This is a genomic window from Mycoplasma todarodis, from assembly GCF_965212735.1.
Lineage (GTDB): Bacteria > Bacillota_I > Bacilli_A > Mycoplasmatales > Metamycoplasmataceae > Mycoplasma_K > Mycoplasma_K todarodis_A.
On sequence record NZ_CBDBYJ010000001.1, the window covers coordinates 132,976 to 156,193 of the forward strand.

17 protein-coding genes are annotated in these 23,218 nt (G+C 28.3%); 11 read left to right on the forward strand and 6 right to left on the reverse strand.

Annotated elements, in window-relative coordinates; genetic code table 4:
• Positions 1–200 precede the first annotated feature (200 nt).
• Both ACOMC1_RS00650 and ACOMC1_RS00655 read left to right on the forward strand, forming a co-directional pair.
• Positions 201–3,617, forward strand: a complete 3,417-nt coding sequence (locus ACOMC1_RS00650; RefSeq protein ID WP_420330724.1) for a hypothetical protein — start codon at positions 201–203, stop codon at positions 3,615–3,617.
• Between the two features lie 245 nt (positions 3,618–3,862).
• Entirely contained in the window at positions 3,863–7,591 is a 3,729-nt protein-coding gene (locus ACOMC1_RS00655; protein WP_420330725.1) for a leucine-rich repeat protein, read from the forward strand.
• Positions 7,592–7,870: 279 nt separating this feature from the next.
• Here the strand turns inward: ACOMC1_RS00655 and ACOMC1_RS00660 are convergent, their stop codons facing one another.
• Positions 7,871–8,641 carry a hypothetical protein gene (locus tag ACOMC1_RS00660; RefSeq protein WP_420330726.1) on the reverse strand — a complete coding sequence of 257 codons (771 nt, stop codon included), beginning with the start codon at positions 8,639–8,641 and terminating at the stop codon, positions 7,871–7,873.
• A gap of 846 nt (positions 8,642–9,487) precedes the next feature.
• On the opposite strand from ACOMC1_RS00660, the gene ACOMC1_RS00665 reads away from it, so the two are divergent.
• Positions 9,488–10,237, forward strand: coding sequence for a hypothetical protein (locus ACOMC1_RS00665; RefSeq protein WP_420330727.1), 750 nt, complete (start codon positions 9,488–9,490; stop codon positions 10,235–10,237).
• 222 nt (positions 10,238–10,459) lie between these two features.
• On the opposite strand, the gene ACOMC1_RS00670 is transcribed toward ACOMC1_RS00665, so the two are convergent.
• Positions 10,460–12,151, reverse strand: coding sequence for a gamma-glutamylcyclotransferase family protein (locus ACOMC1_RS00670; protein ID WP_420330728.1), 1,692 nt, complete (start codon positions 12,149–12,151; stop codon positions 10,460–10,462).
• A gap of 127 nt (positions 12,152–12,278) precedes the next feature.
• On the opposite strand from ACOMC1_RS00670, the gene ACOMC1_RS00675 reads away from it, so the two are divergent.
• The 7 genes from ACOMC1_RS00675 to ACOMC1_RS00705 all read left to right on the forward strand — a co-directional run bounded on the left by ACOMC1_RS00675 (position 12,279) and on the right by ACOMC1_RS00705 (position 18,966).
• Positions 12,279–13,304, forward strand: a complete 1,026-nt coding sequence (locus ACOMC1_RS00675; protein ID WP_420330729.1) for a hypothetical protein — start codon at positions 12,279–12,281, stop codon at positions 13,302–13,304.
• Between the two features lie 17 nt (positions 13,305–13,321).
• Complete coding sequence (locus ACOMC1_RS00680; protein ID WP_420330730.1) at positions 13,322–14,047, forward strand: hypothetical protein; 726 nt, start codon at positions 13,322–13,324, stop codon at positions 14,045–14,047.
• Between the two features lie 168 nt (positions 14,048–14,215).
• Entirely contained in the window at positions 14,216–15,262 is a 1,047-nt protein-coding gene (locus ACOMC1_RS00685) for a hypothetical protein (protein WP_420330731.1), read from the forward strand.
• 15 nt (positions 15,263–15,277) lie between these two features.
• A complete protein-coding gene (locus ACOMC1_RS00690) occupies positions 15,278–15,979 on the forward strand; it encodes a hypothetical protein (protein ID WP_420330732.1) in 702 nt (233 codons plus the stop codon).
• A gap of 371 nt (positions 15,980–16,350) precedes the next feature.
• On the forward strand, positions 16,351–17,361 hold the full coding sequence (locus ACOMC1_RS00695; protein WP_420330733.1) for a hypothetical protein: 1,011 nt from the start codon (positions 16,351–16,353) through the stop codon (positions 17,359–17,361).
• A gap of 15 nt (positions 17,362–17,376) precedes the next feature.
• Positions 17,377–18,108, forward strand: a complete 732-nt coding sequence (locus tag ACOMC1_RS00700; RefSeq protein WP_420330734.1) for a hypothetical protein — start codon at positions 17,377–17,379, stop codon at positions 18,106–18,108.
• A 636-nt stretch (positions 18,109–18,744) separates the two neighbouring features.
• Positions 18,745–18,966: a hypothetical protein gene (locus ACOMC1_RS00705; protein WP_131613075.1), complete on the forward strand. Its 222-nt coding sequence runs from the start codon at positions 18,745–18,747 to the stop codon at positions 18,964–18,966.
• A gap of 315 nt (positions 18,967–19,281) precedes the next feature.
• On the opposite strand, the gene ACOMC1_RS00710 is transcribed toward ACOMC1_RS00705, so the two are convergent.
• On the reverse strand, positions 19,282–20,082 hold the full coding sequence (locus ACOMC1_RS00710) for a hypothetical protein (protein WP_131613076.1): 801 nt from the start codon (positions 20,080–20,082) through the stop codon (positions 19,282–19,284).
• A 140-nt stretch (positions 20,083–20,222) separates the two neighbouring features.
• The gene (locus tag ACOMC1_RS00715; RefSeq protein WP_131613077.1) at positions 20,223–20,933 is read right to left on the reverse strand and encodes a hypothetical protein; all 711 of its coding nucleotides are present in this window, start codon (positions 20,931–20,933) and stop codon (positions 20,223–20,225) included.
• Between the two features lie 193 nt (positions 20,934–21,126).
• Here ACOMC1_RS00715 and ACOMC1_RS00720 point away from each other — a divergent pair, with 193 nt between their 5' ends.
• On the forward strand, positions 21,127–21,438 hold the full coding sequence (locus ACOMC1_RS00720) for a hypothetical protein (RefSeq protein WP_131613078.1): 312 nt from the start codon (positions 21,127–21,129) through the stop codon (positions 21,436–21,438).
• Here ACOMC1_RS00720 and ACOMC1_RS00725 read toward each other — a convergent pair.
• Both ACOMC1_RS00725 and ACOMC1_RS00730 read right to left on the reverse strand, forming a co-directional pair.
• Positions 21,435–22,304, reverse strand: a complete 870-nt coding sequence (locus ACOMC1_RS00725; protein WP_131613079.1) for a hypothetical protein — start codon at positions 22,302–22,304, stop codon at positions 21,435–21,437. The genes ACOMC1_RS00720 and ACOMC1_RS00725 overlap by 4 nt on opposite strands.
• A complete protein-coding gene (locus tag ACOMC1_RS00730) occupies positions 22,297–23,166 on the reverse strand; it encodes a DNA adenine methylase (RefSeq protein ID WP_131613080.1) in 870 nt (289 codons plus the stop codon). The genes ACOMC1_RS00725 and ACOMC1_RS00730 overlap by 8 nt, the downstream gene beginning before the upstream one ends.
• Positions 23,167–23,218: the final 52 nt, after the last annotated feature.

Below are 23,218 nucleotides of genomic sequence, written 5' to 3' on the forward strand. Positions count from 1 at the left end.
CTTTTATTTTTTTCAGTTGAATTCATAACAATCGAGCATATATATTAAAAACAACGCATTGTAACACACTATCATCAATCCAATTCCTAAGAATAAGGTTAAAAAAATATCGATAATTGAACCACGTTATTTGTAGCTTTATGGAAATAAAAAAACTTATTTTTATTAGTTTTTTTATTTTATGAGACTATAATTTCAATATGAATAATTTTAATGAAAATGAAGAGTTGGATAGAGTTTTCAATATAAAAGAAAGTGGCAAAACTTTTACTAAAGAAACAATAAGGATTTTCTTGAAAAATACAAATAAAAATATATTAATGATTGCGCAAGGAGGAATGGGTAAAACTTATTTTTCGAAAAAGATAAGTGAATATTCAAATAAAAAAATATTCAAATCTCAAGAGATTAAAAGGAATGATATTTGCTCGAATATAATAATTGATAATCTTGACGAAGTTCCTTTGGAAAAAGCGCAAGAAATAATTACATGAGTTACAACATCCAAGAGTGAAGGGGTAATAATTTTTTCAAGGCCAGAAACGATTTCTTATCAAATAGATTCACTAATAAAAATTGAGTTTAAAACTGTCCAAGATATTAATCCAAGATTTTTATTTGATTTTAAAATTAAAGGTAAAAATAAACTTTATCAAAAAATGGAAAATTTCTTTTTAAGCGAATCAAAAATAAACGAATTTGAATTTGATTTTTTATCAATTTTATCTTTTAAAGTTTTAATAGAAGGTAAGATTCACATGAATAAATATGATTTGTTTGAATTTACAAGAAAATACAACTTTAATAACTCTACTCATATATCTATTCAAGATTTAATTGAAAAAGATGTTTTAACAAATAAATTCAATGATGAAAGAGTGTACTTTAAATCTAAAACAATTCCGTCATTTTTCGTGATTTGTTTCATCAAAAGATTTGCACATATCAAAAATTCTTTCATTTCATATTTTAATAATTTTGGGGCGCAAATATCCTTCAAAGAAACAGCGCAAATAATAAATATGATGGATGACGAGAAACTGGATTTGAAATGAAGATTAATACAAAATAATTTATTCTTCTTTATGTTTATTTCTGTTCAAGAATGATCTGATGAACTTACAGAAATACTCACTTATGGAAGTGAAAGAGTGACTAAAAATAAATTTACAAAGTTGATATCTAGATTGCAAATAATGTGTTCTAATGATATCCATTATGATGGAACTCTGATCTTTTATGATTCCAAAAAAATAATGGAATCTATTGAGCCAGAAGAATATATTTCCAATTTACAAAGTGGTATTTTAAATAAAACAAAAGCAAAAAAAGCTGTTTATTCATACATAAACACACTGAAGCTTCTTGCCATCAAAGAAAAAAAGTTTTTTACTCAATTAAAAAGTATTGTAAAAAAAATTAAATGAGAAGAATTTCAAGGAGAATATCCAACTGGGGAACGTTGGTGTAAAGTCATTGAATACATATTTAATAAAACATCTATCAATAATATAAAAATAGAAGAATATTCTAATTACGCAGGACCCATCGAAACCGCTACCCATTTTTTGATGATTTATAACAAGAATAAGGCATTGGAAATTTTAAAATATTTTAAATTCACAAAATATTCAACATATGAAAAGGATGTTCTATGAAATTTCATAGAATGGATGTTGCATAATGAAGAATTCGAGTCTCTAACCCTCTTTTTACTAACGCAAGGATTGGATCATAAAACTAATGAAAAAATAATATTAAAAGTAGGACCTCAAAAATTTAGTGGATATTTAAAAAAGATTCATGACAATTATCAAAGAGATATTGAAAAAATATATAAGAAATATGACAATTATGCAATACAAATCAGTTCTGAATTCTTTGAGGAATATTTTGATTGAAAATACTATCAACTTTTTGAAGAAGTGGAAATGAAAGAGTGGATTCAATTAAGGGATTCCCAAATAGAGCAAACAGTTTTAATTCCTTTTACAGAATTAAAAGAAAGAGTATTATCATTTAATAACTCAAATATAAAAGAATTATTCAACAAATATGATAATAAACCCCTAAAAAGAATAGTTGAATTAAAGGTGGAAGGTGAAGTATCGGAAGGATTTATAAAACAAATATTAGAAAAAATTAAAAAAATATTTTCTGAATCTACCAATTTTCATAAAATCATAAAAAATACAGAACCAATTTTGCAAATATTATTTAAACTTGGATGGGAACCCGATGTAAAAGAAATATCACCATTCTTGTTGGTATACATACCGTATATAAAATTAAATCAAAGTCAATTTTCTAATAAATTCGAAGAAGAAGAATCTTGATATTCAGAGTTAAATGAGACAATGATTAATCAAAAAGTTATTTCATACTTCAAGAAAAAAGAGAATTTTGCTAAGATGGCGACTTTTAAAAATCAATATGCACTGAATAAAATTATCACACCTCTACTTCGAGAAATTGATTTCCCAGAAAAAGAGGAGTTTATAACATTGTTGCCCCATACGAACGACTCTTTATTTTGAAACGTTTATAATGAATATTTTTATAATTCTAAAAAATCTAAAGAGAGATCGAAGCAATTGGAATGAATCCCCTTGAATCTTTATCAATATTATCAATTTAAAGATAAGACCGAGCTTTTGTTTAAAAATGAAAAAGTGGATGTTGAATTCTTTAAGAAATTGGTTTGTGAAATGCTAAAATCTGATTTTTCATTTTTGAAAGAAAATATTAATAAAGTCCAAACAGTTGAATGATACGACAATTTCTTTGAGACTTGAAGAAGTAAATCTGTGTATGTTTCATTGGTAAATGATTTAATTAAATTTGGTTTAATAGAATGATACTTTTCATTGTTGAAAGAAAGGGTGTATAAAGAAATTCAAAAAGGTAATTTACAATTGGTGGTTCCTTTATTCATTGAGAATTTAATTAGTTTTTCATATATAAGTGGCGAACAACATATTCAGAAAAAAATGGAAATTAATGAATTAATGGAGGAAGTGGCAACCGAGAATGAAAAGAGATTCATTAAAAAGATTTGATTAATTAAAACAGGTGAAATATTAAATCCTAAATTCAAAAATAAACAATTTCAAATAGATGATTTTTATAGATACTTAAATGATGATCAAACATTAGAAGAATTTAATCAACAATTCAAAATGGAAATTTTCCCATTGATAGAAGAGATTGCTAAAAATCAATATAAAGTTTCTAAAAGAAGTTTTGAAACTGAAGTTCATGAAAAAATAACTAAAGATTTACCGGAAATGTTGTTTAGAAAATATTCAATTTTATACCAGCCTGAATCCAACGCTTTCAATCCGGAAGAAAATAGCAGAATAGACTTCATCCTCTCCAAAATGAATAAATACCTTTTCTTAGAATTGAAGTCTTCAACCGATTCTAGATTAAGTGGTAAAAAATTAACCGAACAATTATTTAAGTATCAAAACAAATATAGGTTAAGATGCATTAATACCTTAATAATATTTAATATAAATAAAATGGGTTCAATAAAAAGGCGAAGAATCCTTAAAAAGGCTTGAGCATCTAATTTTGAAGTTCTTTTTGTTGAATTATATGAAGAGCAAAACTAATTTAAATACTTAGCATTTTGCAATCATGCTGCCACTTTTCCTTTTAATTATTGGAAAGTGCTTGCAGCATTTTTTTTACGGATTTTAATGAACAATCATAGATTTTAATAAGTTATTATATGCGATAAAGCTAATCATTTTTTCAAGGTATATGACTAAATATTCATTGTTTTCTATTTTGCTTTAAAAAATATTTTAGTATAATAGTTTAAGTTAAAAACTAATTTTAAAAAAGGGGAATGAAAATGAAGAAGAATTTAAAGTCGTTAGGAGCCATAACAGCAGCTTTGACAGTGCCAGTTGCAACTGCTGTTTCATGTGGTAGTGACAACAAATCAGAAGAAAAGAATAAAAATGTTACACCAACAACACAACCAGTAAAAACAAGCAAAGAAGATTTAACTAAAAAAGCAAATGAATCAAAACCTAAAAACCTAAAAGCTATTAAGGAATTATTTAGTAGCGCAAGGTTTATTGAACAAGGTAATAAAAAAGTTGAAGAACTTGCAAAAGAGATTAATTCTATTAAAGATCTTGAAAAGAAAATCAAAGCCATAAGTAACGCTACAAATATAAGTTTATGAAACACAAAGAATGGAACAAACATAACTGATGTTACATTAACCCCCAAAATGGATGGTACAGTTGCCGTTCTTATTTCAACTAACACTTTAAATGCATCAAACCCCAAAGATTCAATAGATGTTACTATTGTTGGTATTTCAGATAATGAAATAGACAAGAAACTTATTATTAATAAAGTAAATGAAACACAAACAAAAAATATTGCGGATATTGAAAATAAATTAAATGCACACCTTATTAAGCAAGGTCAATTTAAATCATCAGAAATCGCAAATAAAATTAACGGTATTAGCGATATGACATTAAAGTTACAAGCGCTTAAAGATGCTGCTGGCATCAATCTTGACAAAAATAATAATGGAACAGAAATAACTAATATCATTCTTGCATCTAAACCAGATGGTTCTATAACAATTATTGTTTCTACAAAAACTCAAAATGCCTCAACACCGTCTAAGAATGTTTTTGGTTCAATAAAAGGTAAAGCGGATAATGCATTAAAGGTTGCTTCGGTTAAACCAAAAGTTAATAAAGATGAATTACAAAAAACAAACATTTCAAATATTGAAAAAGAAATCCAAAATAAAACATTACACAATCAAGGTAATAGGAAAGTGGTTGATATAGCGAAAGAGATTGAATTAATTAAAGATCTTGATGCGAAAATTACAGCCATAAATAAACTAACTGGCGCAAACTTAACAAAAGAAAATAACGGAACAACAATTACACAAATTGCTTTAACAACAAAAACAGACGGTTCTATTATTGTTGTTATCTCAACAGACACTCCAAATACGACTTCTAAAGCTTCAAACGTAACCGGAACAATAAAAGGTATGTCTGATGCTGAAATTGATGCTATAAACCTTAAAAATGCAGCGGATAAAGCACAGAAGACAAACATTGACGTAATCAACAATAAATTTACTAATTCTAAATTAATAAAACAAGGAAATAGAAAAGCTTCAGAAGTAGTTAATGAAATAAATGGTATTAACGATATTGAAGATAAATTCAAAGCAATAGAAAAAGAAATCGGTGTAAAACTTGAAAAAGTAAATAACGAAACAACAATTACTAATGTAATATTAGCTTCAACTCCAAATGGAGAAGTTCTAATATTAATTTCTACAGACACACCAGGTGCAACTGACTCAAGTAAAGATATAACAATCAAAGTATCAAGTACATCAGATGCGAAGGTTGATGCAAAACTAGATAACGAAAAAGCTGATAAAGATATTTTAGTGAATGAACAAAATATAAAGAATAGTTTTGTTGATGCAAAAATTGTTGATCAAAAAGTTAAGAAAGTTCAAACAATAGTTGATGAAGTTAATGCGATTACAGATATTGATGCAAAATTATCTGCTATTAAAAAATTAACTAATGTGAATTTACCAAAAGAAAATAATGGAACAATAATCGATGATATTTCTTTAGTTGCTGATTCAAAAACTGGTGAGATTTCAATTTCAATTAAAACAATAACTGCAAACGCTACAAATCCTAATAAAGAAATAAAAGTAATGGTTAAAGGTAAAACAGATGCAACTATTGATAGTGAAGTTGCATTAGCGGTAGCTAACCAAGCACAACAAGACAACACCAAAACTATCGACGGATTATTAAAGAAAGCAAAACTACTTAACCAAGGAAATAGAAAAGTTTCTGAAATTGTCGATGGCATTAACACAATCAAAAACTTAGATAAAAAACTTGAATTGATTAAAACAGAAATAGGAATAGATTTACCAAAAGATCAAAATGGTACAACTATTAAAAATATAACTCTTACATCAATGTCCGATGGAACAATTGCCATAGTGGTTGCAACAACTACAAATGGCGCGAGTGTTGCAGAAAAAGAATTAACAGGAATCATAAAAGGGCAACCTGACGCAGAAATCATTACTAAAATAGCTAATGAAAAACAAACACAGAATATTCTTGCAATTAATAATGCACTTAAGGTGATGAAGTTACTTAACCAAGGTACAAATAAGACATCAAAAATAAAAGAAACTATCAACAATATGAATGGTATCGATGCGAAGTTGAAAGCTATTAAAGATATGTTGAATGTTGATTTAAATAAAACAATTGATACAACTGAGATTACAGATATAACAATCGCATCTAAGGTAGATGGAACTATCTCAGTTTCAATTAAAACAAACACACAAAATGCAAAAACTCCACTAAACATAGTTGAATCAAGCATAAAGGGTAAAAGTGATGCGGATATTGAAAAGGAATTAATTGTTCCTGCAAATAATTTCCCTTATGATGTTAAAACAACAAGTAAGTGAACAAAATTACCTAAAGATTTTGACTTCTCTAGAATTTCTCATATTCCAAATGGAGCATTTAAAAACTTAAAAGAATTACCAGAGAATTTTGACTTCTCAAAAGTTACTTCTATTGGAGAAGAAGCATTCGAAAAACTAACTTCTATTCCTATTAAGAAAAATGCATTTGCTAATGTTAAAACAATTGGCAAAAGAGCTTTCCTAGGATTAAGACAATTACCTAATGGAAACATGTTTGCTAATGTAGAACGAATAGAAGAAGGTGCATTCTACGTTTTAGAATCACTCCCAAGTAATACTAACTTTAATAAACTTACAATAATTGGTTCTGGTGCATTCCACAATTTAAAACATTTACCTCTTGGAATTAAATTCCCTGAAGTTAAAACAATCGGTATGGGTGCATTTGGAATGTTATCAAGTTGAACTGAGGGTGTTGAATTCCCTAAAGTTGAAACTATTGAAGATGGTGCTTTCTACCACCTGAAAGAAATTCCTGATGGACTTAATTTCTCAAAAGTTACTTCTATCGGTGTTGGTGCATTCTATTCATTAAATGCATTACCTGCAAAAGCAGATCTAAATAAAGTAAAAACTATTGGTGATAATGCATTTTATAACTTAGTGGCATTACCTCTTGGTGTTGGATTCCCTGAACTTGAAAGCATTGGAAACGAAGCGTTTAGAAGTTTAGAATTTATGCAAGATAAAACAGTCTTTCCAAAACTTACAACTATTGGATATAAAGCATTCATGAGTTTAGTATCATTACCTGATAATGTTAAACTTTCAAAATTAACAAGTGTCGGTATTGGTGCATTCTCAAAATTAACAGCTTTACCTAGATATATTGATTTAGCACATCTAAAAACTATTGAAGATGGTGCATTCTTCGGACTATTAACATTACCTGCAGGAATTAACTTATCTAATGTTATAAGCCTTGGAGATGGTTCATTCGGTAGTTTAACTACTATACCTCAAGGTGTAAAACTTAAAAAAGTTGATATCAATCAATTAACTAAAGCATTTACTAAAATAGATAAAAAGACTCTTGAAACAGCTAATAGATAATTATAAATACTGAGTAAAGCTCGGTATTTTTTAATTTTTATGGCCTTTTACAATGTGTAAGACAATTACCTAAAATGGAAAATCATATAATAAGTTTGTGGATTAGTTATTCACTCGAAAATGAAGTGTAAATTCGATTTATTTAAATTAATGCAGTAACTTACAGTGATATTGAACATGCTATTTTGAATACTAGTCCACGCCTTCAACGAATTCCAAGAGAGATAAAATTAAAAATTAGATAAAAAAAGTTGCCCATTTGGGCAGCTTTTTGTTTCGCTAAGTATGTATAAGTTTATTGATCTTAGTTTTTGTCTCATCTACAACGATAGTTCTTTCTCTAATCATTTTCATAATCTTTTTAACTATTGGCTCTTTAATTAATTTTTTATATGATTCTAAAAATTGAATTGGATCTTCTAAATTCATTTTTTCTATAAGTTTTTCAACTTCTGATGTTGTTGCTACTTTGAATATATCTCATGTATCTAATAAGATTGCTTTTGCATGTTTTATCATATCTTCTTCAATTTTATAAGTAGTGATTTTATTTTTACTATCTTGGATAACAACTTCTTTTATTGAAAATACTTCAGGAGCAATAGAAAGCATTCGTTTTGCTGCTTCAGCTAAGTTAGTTTGTGTGGAATTAATCAAACCTTTAGCGTCTTCAGTGTCGGAGAAAGTTTTTAATACTTGCGACATTGAATTTGTTCATTTATTATATTGAATCAAATGAGGTAAAACTTCTTTGTTCTTAATAATTGAATTGAATGAAGTTTTCTTTTTAGTGAAATATTCTGGAATCAACATATAACGAATAAGTTGTTGGTTATTTTGAATGCTTCCATTGAATTTTGTTTCATCTATCTTTAAAGTAATTGTTCTTTCTTGTTTTATAGTTTCATCAAATTTCTTTAATAGTGACTTTTTCTCATCTTGTATTTTTTCAAGTGCACTTTTCTTACCACAAGATATGGCGATCACTGGAGTAATGAACGTCAATGCAGTTAAAGCACCAATTGAAACTCTTTTTAAACTTTTATTCATATAATCACCCTCTTTTCTTGTTTGTGAAATAATTATACTACTTGTTAAGGATGTAAATAACAATAAAAGTTAATATTTGGTTTCCAAATGATACCTTTTTAAACTTTTTTTGATATTTTTTAAAAAAATACAGGAAGGGCGGAGGTGTCTTTTGATTGTTTAGTATTAGCCTTTGAAGAATTTAATAAAAACAGCAAATTAGTTAATCACTTGAAACTTATATATACAAGTGGTATAATTATATTGTGGTATAGGTGAGAATAATAAAACAATTCAAATAATTGGGCCATCAATACTTCTTTATTTAATGATTCTTGTAATCGTTATGGGTCACTGAAGAGTATTATTGGAAAAGCCAATGTTATTTCTATCAACATATTCCCAATTAACCTTAATCATAATTAAACACTTATGCCATACCCTCCTTAGGACGAGGGTGAGAATAAAAAAGAAAAGAGACGAAATACACAGTGAGTTTTACTCACGGGGTGCACGTAAATTTTATTATTGGATATTGCTGTATAACTCAATAAAACAATGATCAATACAATAAACGCAAGATCACTGAAAAAAAGTTTGTCCTAAACAAATTTAATACTATTGCCATCATGAATTTATTCGATATTAATAAAAGAAATGTCTGAGCTTTTATTGATATAAAAAGATAAATTAGATAAGTAGTGTCGAGATAGATTGAAAACCCTAATACATGGGGCATATTCAAAGCCAGTTCAATGCATTGAGCACTAATAAACAAGTTTAAACACTTATTGGAGTCAACCACTTGGTTGGCTTTTTCATTCTTGAAATTGAGTAGTAGTTTATAATATCCTGGAAAGGATGTCTATGAGTAAAAATGAAGTTAGCCAAATGTCTCACGATGCAAGAGTAGCTTGAACTATTGCTCAAGTTATCCTTATACTTGCTTTAATAATTTCAATTGCATTTATTTTAATGTGAATATACAATTCAAAAATCAAAAGAAAGAATTCAAAAGACTACACTGGTAAAGATATCACTAATTATATCTTTGATAAAAGAGGCGTAGAAGTTAACTATAAAGAAAGTTATTTATATGTTAAGTTCTGAAATTACTATAAAAAGAAAAAGCTATATAGAATAAGACCTTGAACAGCTTCAAGAAAATCTCTATGAACATTAATGGATGCTTCGCAACAAGCTTACGTCACAACCGCTATCGAAAGAAATGAAAAAAAACAACTGTGAGGTATATTTTGAGCTCCCCTGATAATTGTTATTGTTGGGTATGTCTTATGTGGTGTATTTCTTGTAGCGGACGCTAAAACGCTTAAAAACTATGAAACATTAAAAGGTGTTAACTGAACTTGAATGAGTCTTGCTATCGCTTCTGTGATATTCTCACACTCAATAGCTGACTTTACAAGGATAGTAACTGTATGAAGAAAGGTTATGCCTTTATTAAAAGAGACTGGACTTACCAAAAGAGAATTAATAACTATTAATGTTATATTCTTCTTAAGATCATTGCTATCGATTATTTCTTACTTCTTAACTGTTAAGAAAATCTTTGTTAAGTTGTCATTGAAGTTTTATAACTGAATAATTCATATTTAGATATGGAAATGATTGATCAGTTGAAACTAAAGGTATTGAGGTAAATTTTATCTTAAGGTTGATACAACGGAATAACTATTGCTATTATTGCCATGAATATTAAGGGTATACTAACAAGAAGATTAAAGGAATGAAAAATTATCAACAGTACAAAAGAGAATTATTCAATATTAAACAAACAAAATAGTCATAAAAAAACAAGCTATGAAGCTGTTTTTTATTTTAATCAATTTCAGAAAGGGTTTCATACTCCAAAATCTCTTTTCGTCTTTGATCTTTCCTTCTTTTAATATCGATTACCATGAAGATGGATATCAATAAAAGTATGATGGCTACAATCAAGAAGATAGTTAGGGTTGCGGTCATTTTACCCATGTGTAAAACATCTATTAAGAAAGCTAACATTAATCCAGATGAAGAAGTCAATGAAATCAGCAATGCAAAGAATTTAATCAGACGCATTTTTTTGGCATTTCTTACTTGATCTTCTCTTTGTTTTTTTAATCTAGATTCAGACTCGATTTTAATTAGTTGTTCATCGATCCTGCCTGCTGTTTCAATGATGTTTTGAATACCTAAAATAGGGAATAACTTCTCTTGTAGGCGTTTTGCACTTGGGTAAATGAATAAATCACTACTTACAAATGAACTTACTTCCTTGTTGTTTCTATAAATTTCTTTGATTTGTGTCAATGATTTTTCTAGTGCGTAAGAATTGTCTGGCATCTTATTGTGCAATTTCCAAAATTCTTGAAATTTCAGTATCAACTCAACATTTAATGATTTTTTATAAAGTAATAATTCATATATAAAAATTGTCAAGAATTGATTTAGCATTCTTTTCTTATAGTAAGGATTATATTCCTTTGGTATTTCAAAAATTGCTTGTTGAGTGGCAAATATTTGAGCCGTTCCATAATTAGCTAAATCTTCATTTATTCTTTTTTCTAATTCTTTTTCAACGACTTTTTTACCTGATTGAGAAACGCTTATATTTTTCATTAAATCTTCTGATAATTTTTCATAAGAATAAATGAAAAACTTAGGCATATCCAAACTCTTGATTTCATTTTTTCTGAAAAATTCTTTAAGCGTCATCAATGAAGTTCATCCATCTTTTGTTTCTATTTTGATTTTTGATTTATTTATGAAAATATCTCTGCACAAAGTGTCGACATTAACTGTTAAATTAAGAAATTGTAAATATGCAAACCCATAATTCGGGTTTGAACTATTAAAGTTTTTGAAAGTGAATTTAGCGTTGTGTAGCGCACCTTCGTGTTCAACTTTAATATTTAAACAATATTTTGCAAAGTCATCATATTTAAAAGAAGGGATTAATTCATCTTCAAAAGTCTCCTTCATAACATCATTAAAATCCTTCATAAAAGCAACATCCAGTTTATATTTATTTTCGAATATTTTTTCTAGTGGTTGGTTTATAGAAAAAGAAAACATACTTATTAAATCACCAAACTTCAAATTGTGTGTGTTTTGATTTACATCTTTTGCAAATTGCTTAACTTCATTTAAAAATTTATTTCTATCTTCTTTCTTTGTTGTAGCTTTAGATTCCATGTATTTTTTAGATTTTCCTATCGGTTCTTTGTTGTAAACAATTACATCAACTTCTTTTCCATTAGAATCTATGACCTTCATATTATATTTTTTGTACATAGGAACACTCTCTCATTGTTCACAAGTAAATAACTCTTCTAAAGTAACGTTGATTATTGTTCCTTCAACTTCTCTAGTATCATCTTCCTTGATGCAAAGATATGGAGTTTCATCACTGTATTTTCCATATTTTTTTAAAGTGGCTTTTGTTCCTCTTTTTATTTTCCCGAAGACAATCTTTTGGATTTCTGGTTCTTGAAATGTCCCATAACTAAATAATTTATATTTTTTATTCATAAAATAATTTTAGCACATGAAAAAAATACCGTAAGATATCCAATGCTAAATAAAACACACACTTTGAATCTATACATACAAGTTTGATGCTATAATTTTTTCACATATCAAAATTAAAAGGAGAGAAATGAATAAAGAATTAAATAAAACAAAAAAAGAAAGATCGTGAGGAAAACTTTCAAGAGTTAAAGTACTTAATCTTATTACTTTGGCTGTCTCATGTCTTTCTTTAGCGTTTGCAATAGCATTTATTGTTATTTACACCGATGCACATACACAAGTTTTTAAATTTGTTTCATACGACAGATTAAATGGTGGTGCAAGAACAAGGTATTTATATGGATACTATATATATGATGTTGTTACTATGGAGGTTGTTTTTGCGGCAATTTTAACAATACTAGCAGCAGTGAATTTCGCTGTAAACTTTATGTATTCGCCAAAACAAATGGCGAGCGTGGCTCAAGAAGACTTAAAGTTACAAAAGATTATTAAGATAGTAAATATGGTTGGAGGATTAATATTTGTAAATGGAATTTTAGTCTTAATCATGTTATGAAAGCAAAAGAAAAATATATTAACTTTCTTAGCGCCAATAGCAGCATCAGCTATTGTGTTGGCTGTAGTCCCAAGTGTTGTTCAGGTTTCTACTTATGATAAATTAAATAAACCTGTAGAATCAATGAAATCTTTAATGAATAGAAAATCAGTGATAAATATCGATAGAAAAAATCGTAATGTTGAAATTGATTTGAAAGCATTAAGTGAAGAGATGACGGATGAAAAACTTGCATATGAGTTATCTGCTAGAGATAAAGTTGATTTTGGCGAAACATTTAGTAGTGATGAGTACTTAGAAACATGACTTTCATCATTTAAAATTATGGATCAAGATTTTGCTTGAAAAGAAACGGAAGAAGTAAAAATTTGATTAAACTGAGATAAAAATGTTGAAAAGATAGAAATTACAAATTCAATGAATAAAGCAATAAATGCAATCGTTAAAAATCTTAGAATGTGAAACACTGGATATGTTGTGAGTTTTGGAAATAACTGAAATTTAAAAGAAGTAAGTGGAGATCTAGGGATTGCGTTTAAAGCAAGGAGTGTGGCAATGCCTAAGGACGTGAAAGAAAACCCATTTAAAAAATAAGGAAATTAAGGAGAAATATGAAATTAAAAAATAAAAAAATGATTCTAGGGACTCTTGGAACAATCGCAACGGTTTCCTTACCTCTTGCAACTGTTATTTCTTGTGGTAAAGAAGAAAAAGTGGAAACACATTTCTTAAGCAAATTCACAGCTACAGTTGATAGTGAATCATTCAAAAAAGATGGTTGAGGAACACAAGCAAGCTCTAGTAAACATATTTTGGAAACAGTTACAAAAAACGGTAAAAAAATGCAAGTGTTGAGTCATGGCTTTGTAGATTATTTAGCTCATCAAGTGAATATTGTTGATTTAACAAAAGATCACAAAGTATTCTATATGGATCTAAGAGAATTGAGTTTAGATGATCTTGGTGATTATTTTGTAGAAAAAATGTCAGATATTAAAATGGAAACAAAAGAATACGCTTTAAAAGGAAATGGTGGTTCAGAAACGCGTACTTTAAGAGGTTCTTCAGGTATCTTATTAAATATTAGTGATAATAATTTTACAAGAAAGTATCAAACAAAGGATTCTGATTCAGGCGCTGATTATGATACTTTTGCTGAAAAAACATATAAACTAATAAACGATGTGGAAGCGATTAGGGGTGTTGTTTTTTCTAAGTGAGACTGATCATATTTTGATGAAACAAAAAATGAATGAGGTGCTGCTCATTGACTTAGTTGAACGGAGGATCAAGATTATCCAGGGTTTGCAGCCAATTGAAAAATTAGATATAAATAAAATAAGCGCAATGCTTATTTTTTTTATTTTAAAATATGTATCCTTGGTCATTTATTTAATTGCTGCAATGTGAGTATAAAATAACAAAATTGCCTTGATGTTTCAACTTATACACACAAGTATTTGTTATAATGAATTAAGTATAAAAATACGAGAAAAAGGAGAGAGATGAATAAAGTATTAAAAACAAATGATGTTAGTACGTCAAAGAGTGGAAAAAACAAGCTTTCTATATTTAACATCATTACATTGACAATGTCATGCATATCATTAATATTATTTTTGATTGGGTTAGTTTCTTTTATCACTTTAACTGAACAATACGTCCAAACATCTGATAAATATGGAAATACTGAATTTGTATATTCTATTAACGCGCATTACTTATCAATAACAGCAACAATTATAATGGTTACTTTACTTATACCAGCAATTACCAATATAATCATTGGAATATTATCTTCAAAGAAATCAATAAAGAATTTAGAAGAGAAAAATCAGAAATTACAAAAAGCTATAAAAATAATCAATCTTATGGGTGGGTTGATATTCGTAAATGGAATTTTAGTTCTAATTATGATGTGAAGAAATAAAAAAGGAATTATTCCTTTCTTGGCAGTTGCAGCAGCATTACCAATGGCTGCAGTAATTTCGTCAAGTGTTACATCTGTAACGGCAACACAAAAAATATCTGAATCATTAAAACTTTTTAAAGGAGCTTCAGAAAAAACAATGGTCAAAATAGATGCTAAAAATAAAGTTGTGAATGTTGACTTAAAAACATTGAGTGAATCATTAACAGATGAAATGCTTAAACAAAAATTCCTGCATGAACCCGAACAAATGATTATTGGTGGAGGTACGGGATCACAAGGAGAAATAACAATTATAGAAGCGTGAGCTTATACTCTTAAATCTGTTGTTGATTTCCAGGAAGTTTATAAAGAAGAAAAAAATAAAACTTGAAATAATGGCGCAAGTGAGGAGTTGCATTTTTCACTGAATTGAAATAATAGCGTTAAAAAAATTCAAATTACCGCTGCTATGAATATGGCCATCAATGCCATCATAGATATTATCAATCCAAGTAAATACGATATAAGCTTTGGAAATAATTCATCATTAGAAGAAATTAGTGGTGATTTAGGTAGCGCATTCAAAGCTGAAAAAATCATATTACCTAATGGTGTTAAAGAAAACCCATTTGAAAAATAATGAAAGAGAGAAAACATGAAAATAAAAAATAAAAAAATGATTCTAGGGACTTTTGGAACAATGGCAATGATTTCCTTACCTCTTGCAACTGTTATTTCTTGTGGTCAAAAAGAAACTGAATCACATTACGTTGAAGAATATTCATTAACCATTAATAAGAAAACTGTTGCAAAAGATGGTTGAGGAAATAAAAACAAAAAAATCACTGAATCAGTTACTGATGCATATGGTAAAGCTAAAAATGTATTAAGTGAAGATTTCTCGGATTATGTATTTAAAAAGGTGCAAGAAACAAATTTAAAAGAAGATCATAAAATAGCTTATATTGATTTAAGAGATTTTGGATTAGATGGGTTAGGTGAAAATTTCATTGGAAAAATGAAGAATATTCAAATAGAAAAGAAAAGATATTCAATTAAATCTAAAGATGGTGAAAAATCAGGGACAATAAGAGGTACTTCAGGTATTTTATTAAATATAGAAAATAATAATTTCACTAAGGCATTTGCGAACACAACATCGACTAGCTATGATGAAAAAGATTTCAAAAATGAAATGGAAAAAATGATGGAGCAAACCGAATCAATTAGGGGTGTTATATACGCTAAAAAAGAAAGCGGTTATATTGAACTCGATCATTATGTTGACTGAATGAAATGAACTCTAGATAAACAAAATCCTGGGCTTGCAGCCAATTGGAAAATTAGATATGTTTAAAATAAGTTAACCACTTATTTTTTTATTGACTTATTTTGAGAGTTTTAAACTTTTAATTAGCTTAAGTCAGATATATTTATTCCCTTTAATTAAAATAACTTTAAATAGCTTTAAAATTAATTCGATTGAAGGTTAGTGCATTTACTAAAGGGTAAAATTTGTCTATGTTAAATAATAAAGAAAATGATGAATGAACTGATGATTCAATAAAGAAAGAAACTGAGGTGAGCGATATACTTTCTTGCTTATTAAGGTAATTTTAAAATATATAAAATACTATATCTATCAAGTGTTAAATAAAGCATACATATTCTAAATTTACATATATCAACATGCTATAATTTACCTTATATTCAAAATAAAGGAGAGAGATGAACAAAACATTTAAAAATTCTGAAAAAGAAAAAACTACAAGGAAAGTATCTGAAATTAAAGTATTTAATATGATTGCATTGATTAATTCATGCCTTTCTTTAGCACTTATAATTTCAATAGTTATTATCTACAAAGGATTTAACACTCAATATTTAGTGCTTGAAAATAATACGTTAAGCGGTAAGTTTATATATGCAAGAAGTATATATGGAGCTTCAACACAACTGGCGGTTCTTGCATGTTTATTAATTGTGCCCTTGATTCTTAATTTCGTTATTGGTATTCTGCATTTGAAGAAATTCATGCTGACATTGAGTGGAACAGACTTAAAGTTACAAAAAATTATTAAGGTAATCAATATATTAGGAGGACTAGTAATAATAAATGGAATCCTGGCTTTAGTTATGCTGTGAAGACAAAAGAAAAATGCTTTTTCATTTTTTGCACCACTAATTGTCCCGGTTGCAGTATTGGCTATATTCCCAAGTGTTGTTCAAGCTACAACTGTTAAATCTGTGGTTGATCCAATAGCGGAACTCAATGACTTACCAAGCAAAAATATTGTAAAAGTTGATACACAATCTAGAAACATTGAAATTGATTTAAAAGCAATAGCAAATGAAGACTTTTCGCAAGAACTTGTTAGATCTAGGGAAAAGATAAAACTTGGTGTAACAGAATGAGAGGATGTTTGAAAAGAGAGTCTTATAGATGCTTGAGCTGAAAACGATAAAATTTTAAACAAAGATTATGACTGAGAAGGAAAAGGTGAAGTGCACGTTTCACTAAATTGAGATAAAAACGTTAAAGAAATTCACATTACTAATATGATGAATGAGGTTTTAAATATGATTTTCTGAAGTCTTGATCTAGAAAATGCAAATTATGAAATCAGTTTTGAAAATAACTCTAGCCTAGAAGAAGTAAGTGGTGATTTAGGTCGTGCGATAAATGCCGATAAATTAGTATTCCCAAAAGGTGTAAAGGGAAAACCATTCACAAGATAAGGAGCAAGGAGAAATATGAAAATAAAAAATAAAAAAGTAATTATAGGAACCCTTGGAACAATGGCAATGGTTTCCTTACCTCTTGCAACCGTTATTTCTTGTGGTACAAACCCTGCATGAGATGATAAATGAGAAGATAAGAATTCACGTTTTCTAGAAGAGTTTGCAGCAACGATTAATAGAAAAACATTTGAAAAAGACGGTTGAGGACAGAAAAAACATTTCCTAAAATTAATCAAAGACTACAATAAAGGAACAATCTCTGTATTGAGTGATGAATTTGTTGATTACTTAGTTAAGAAAGTCAATGAAGTTGATTTAACAAAAGATCATAAAATATTCTATATGAATTTAAGGGGTTTAGGAATGGATAAACTTGGAGATTATTTCACACAAGAAATGTCTAAAATTAAGATAGAAACTAAAGAATATGAATTAAGTGCTCGTGCTTATGAAGAAAAAGAAATTATAAAAGGAACTTCGGGTATTCTGTTGAATATTGGAGACAACCCATTTACGGCAGATCTTCATGATAAAGATGATTGAAAAAAACGTGCAGAAATAAATGAAGTTGAATATTTAGCTGATCAGTTGATGAAACAAACAAAAACTATCAGGGGTGTAATTTACTCTGAGTGGTCATGAGGATTCCGAGATAGTGATCGTGAACATTGACTTAAATGAGTAAAATCTCGTGTTAGTGTAGATTATGTTGCTAATAGGGCAATCAGATATAAATCAAAATAAGCACAATGCTTATTTTTTATTGATTTATAAATGGGGTTAAAAAGAATGTTATTGAGTATCCAATCAAGAAATAAAACAACTATTTGTTTTTATTTCGTGTAATCAAACAGTTTAAGATTATGTAGCTAATATTATCTGCTATACAAGGCTTTTTAAAACTTTTTTAGCAAAGTGGTTGAAAGAGTGCTAATTAGGTATATAATTAATTTGTACCTTTAATACGTACTTCTTTTGGAGTATATAAGTTAAAGATACATATTCAGAAAGGAGGCGCAATGACATCAGTCACTAATACACCTTCTTTCCTTAACAAAGCTTGCTAAAACAAGTCCTAATTTGAGGAATGAAGATATAAGCCAGACAGTGCATATATATACGTATATATCCACCGAGGTACAAGATCAAGAACTAGTACGCTAGGTCTTGGTTTTTTATTTATTCGTTTTAGAAGGTAGATAAAACTATGGCGTTAACAACAATTTAACATAGAGAAAATGATATAAATAAGTTATAGAAGAACTATATAAGGCAATACCAAAACTTAGGAAAGTAATAACTAATGCATCTTTAATAACGATAAATTTCTTGTTGCATATTGCTTTACCAGTCATACTTTATTTTATATTGACAGCAAACATGCAAAAACAAAGTGAGTTATTTATTGCCTTTGGTGTTTGGATGGGAATAGGTGCTTTAGATTTATGTCGTATATTTATTGCATCTAGTTATAAAGGGGTATATGAAGATTACATGATACCTTTATATAAATCTGAAAAAAAGAAATTATTATTAGAAGTAATGAGAACAGGGACTCCACTTCTATATGTTGATGATATTAATTTTCAAAACCTAGTTTAAAAGATTATATTGCTTTATCTATAGGTTATCTAATAAAATAGATATTGATGATTAGTCTTCTTTCCCTTAGTATCTGGTTTTAATTTAAATTACTATTTAGGATGTTATTTCAATACAATAAGAATTCAAACTCGAATGAACAATATATATAATGTTGTGTCTTACAATAGATATTGAATACCTGATGATATAAAAGATTTAGCCGATAGTGCTATAAGAAAAGAAGGATGATTAAACTCTTAAAAGCATAAACAAAACAAGGATATAAGAATGTTAGTATTAACCAGTATTCTTATATCCTTGTTTTTAATAATTCTAATTCTCATCCTTGTCATCATCTTTATCTCTAAAAGGATTCTTGGGATCTTCGAAGAATCATCATAAACCCGAACAAAAGAAACACAAATGAAAGAATAGGAAGACAAATGTGACTATTGGAAAGAAGGGATAATAAGGAAATGATCTGTCTTTACCTTTAAAAATAAATCTTATAAAGAATAAATCTCACACTTCGTTGCTTAACTCTCATATTAAGACTCAAGAACTACCAAAGATTATGGTGTTTTGTTTTAAGGTTATTCCGATAATAAAAGGTATGAATCCAATCAGTAATATTAATATTCATCTTAATATACAGCTTAAAGAATTGCTCTTGATTAAATAAATATTCATTATTTTAAAAACGGTTATTGATATCGGGAAAAAGAAAACTCAAAATCATTTTTGTTGCCCCTCTGCAATTAAGGGTAGTGTTAAATAGAAAAATATTGTTATAAAGGATATGTTGAAGAATATAAAAGTATTCTTTAATCAAGGTTTATAGTTTCACTTCAATTTAGTGAAATAAGCAAAGATCAACGTTGGAATAAGTAAAATCGCACCAGTTACTATTGTTAAAATAAGTCTTAGTGTAAAGTAATTACTATTCCACTCTATTATGTAATCTTGAAGGAAGTAAGAACCAATAGAAAAGATAGTTGCTATTAAATATATAAAACAAGTTAATAGCTTGGAATCTCTTACTTGTTTATTTTTATTTTGATCCGGTTGTATTAACACATCGTAGTCTTCTTCAAACTCTTGCAAATCATTTTCAGTGAAATATGTTTTTTTCATTAGTCCTCCTCCTCCTCCTTGGTTAATCATTTATTTTATACCACTATGCAAAACGATTGATTGTAATTGATAATCATTTTTAGCATATAAAAAGTGAACTCATTTATAAGGTTCACTTTGTTACCCATTCATACAAATTCTTAGTTAGATTCGCTTGCTTCATCATCTTTAGAGACTTCTTCATTTTTCTTAACTCATTCATATAGTTCTTTAACGGAAAATCGTGCGCCCTCTTCTGTAAAGTCTCAGGCAACGTGTTCCCTTACACTGTATCCTTTTATGTTTGCATTAAGTTCACGTATGAGAAATAACAAATAACCATATATAGAAGCTATTTGATTATTAGTTACATAATCAGGAGCTATGGAATCTAGTTCGTTTATAAAAGAATCTAATTCATTAAATGTGTTTAATAAAAGTTTAGAACTATAGTGTTTTAATTTTTTAATTTTTCGTTTGCCATTTACCATTTTGACTTCAACTAGCTCAGAAGTTAGAATTTTAGTTTCTCATAAATATGCTATTTTACTATAATCAATTCTTCCATTGGCTTGAATATCAAATATCTGTTTGTTTGCTATTTTTCTTAATTCTTCTAACTTATCGTTGTTTGTATGATTCCTTTCGTTAATTAGTCTTTCAATTTCTTTAAGCACAGTGCTATAATCTTGAACAACCTCAACTAAATTAGAAAATTTTTCTACTAAAATATCGCTGTAATTAGTTAATTGAATCTGGAAATGAGATTTCCTTTTTACTTTATTTTTTAATCGTCACCCTAACAAAAATACCAACAGCGAAATAATTGCTGCTGCCAAGGAACCTAAAAATGATTGTCAAAATAAATTCATAAATAAATGGTATCAATAATTGCTGTGGAAATAACATCAGCATTATTGGATTTGCTTTTCCAAATAATTATTTTATAAAATTTAGGGTTAGATTATCTATTGGAAAGAATAAAAATATAACTCGAATAAAATTAAACTTTACTACCAACCATAGTTGGTGGTAAAAAAGAACTATGGTTGTGATAATTAATACATGAAAAAAGAAAATACAAATACAGATATAAACGAAGCAGTAATGTTGGAAGAAATCAGGTCTTTACTGGGTTTAACGATAGAAGATTTTGTTTACCAAATGGAATGGCCTAACTCTAAATACTATGATTACATTAAAAACGGAAGGCGTAGACCTGGTGAAACAGAAAGAAAAAAAACTCACCCTACAATCCATAAAATTTTCACGGGAATTAATAAAGCCGTTAACACTTATCCTCTTTGAGAAGAAAACTCAATTGCAATAACCGCTATAGTAGTTAAACACTTAATGAAATGAGAACAAAAAAACTAGTTGAATATTTCATCTAGTTTTTGTTTGTCGTATTTGACATATTTTATATTTAATTGTTCTAATAGACCCTCTTGTATAGAGTCTAATGTTTCAACACCTACATAGATCTTTTTATATTCAAGATTCTCAGCAGTATGGATTACCTTTTTAAACTTATGTTCATAATGAAGTAATTGCCCGATTGCTAAATACAATGCTGGGTAAGATTTTATTTCAATTATTTTAAAAGTTTGTTCTTCTTCATTGAAAGAAGTTAAATCAGCATGAGAATTTTCTTTTCTTAATTGGATCTCATGAGTTCTTGCGTAGGCACCTATTGCGTTCATCATTAATGTGTGATTGTAACCTTTATTTGTATTGGTTGATATTGTAGATTTTTTTGATTCTTTAGGTGGTTTGAATTCTTCTTCTTTTGAAGATTCTTTTTTTGCTTTTCCCAATTCAAAAGATTTTGGTTTATGATTTCTTCTTATTTCTGGTATTTCATTTGTTTCCACAAATTTCTTTCAGGCTTTTATTGCACTTCTACGTCTTTTGATTACATCTTCAGAACTTTCCTTGTCAATTCTCTTTTCTTCTTTTTCAAGGAATTTAATGGTTGCTATTTTTTTGAATTTTTCTTTAGCTTCTTCAACGTTATAAACATAGAATTCTTCTTTTATTTTATACTCGCCAGATCTTGAAGTTTTTCTAAAATCAGCAACACCCAAAGATTGAAGTGCTTGATTATAATATTGCCCTTGCCTTGAAACATATCCTATTGTGTTTGCCGTATCTTTATTTGTGAATCATTCTTCATTAGAATAAGTTACCCAAACTTTGAATAAAATATTTAGATTATTTGCTTGGATTGTAGTGTTATTCATAATTCCTCACAATCACTTCTTCAACTTTTCCTCGACCACCACCATTTGAATTAATGCTTCTTCTAGCCTTAACTATATTTACTTCAAATTCTTCATATAGATTTCTTATAAATCTTGTATTGTTATTTGAAAGCATAAACTTAACACCCATGTCATCAAGTTTTTTACATAACTTAGCCAATTTAATTTGACCTTTACGTCCGAACCCACCTTTTTGATATGCATCAAATCCATTGACACCTTCTTCATAATCATAGGGAGGATCAAAGTATACAAAATCACCGGGTTGAATATCATGTAAGGCTTTAGCGAAATCAGTATTTCTTATTTTTACTAGTTTCTTATTACCTTCTTTTCTACTTAAGTAATTAGATACTTTTTCAATATTAGGATATTCATATGTTTTAACCTTGTCTTTCTTACCAGATGGTACATTGTAGTATCCAGATGAATTAACTCTGTACATACCGTTAAAACCCGCTTTATTAAGATATATAAACCTTGCCGCACGTAATTGTTCTGAAAAATTATTAAAAATCATTCCTCGACCAGTTTCTTCTGATAATCTATCTAAACTTCTTATGTCTTTAAAGAACTCTTCATTATGTGCAGTTTCCATTAGTATTAATAACTCTAATAGTCTAAAGTACTTCTTATGACTATTAAGCATCTTATATGCATGGATCAATTCCTTATTCATATCGTTGATAACAGCTTTACGTGGTTGAAAATCAAATAATAAAGCTCCCCCTCCAATGAAGGGTTCGTAATATGTGCCAATTTCTTCACGTTTTGGCATTAGTTTTCTTAGCTCGGGAAGTAGTTGTCTTTTACCTCCAGCTCATTTAATAAAAGGAACCATGGTTCTATTATATACCAACTATGGTTGGGTAAGAAAAGTAAGTGTTGATTGA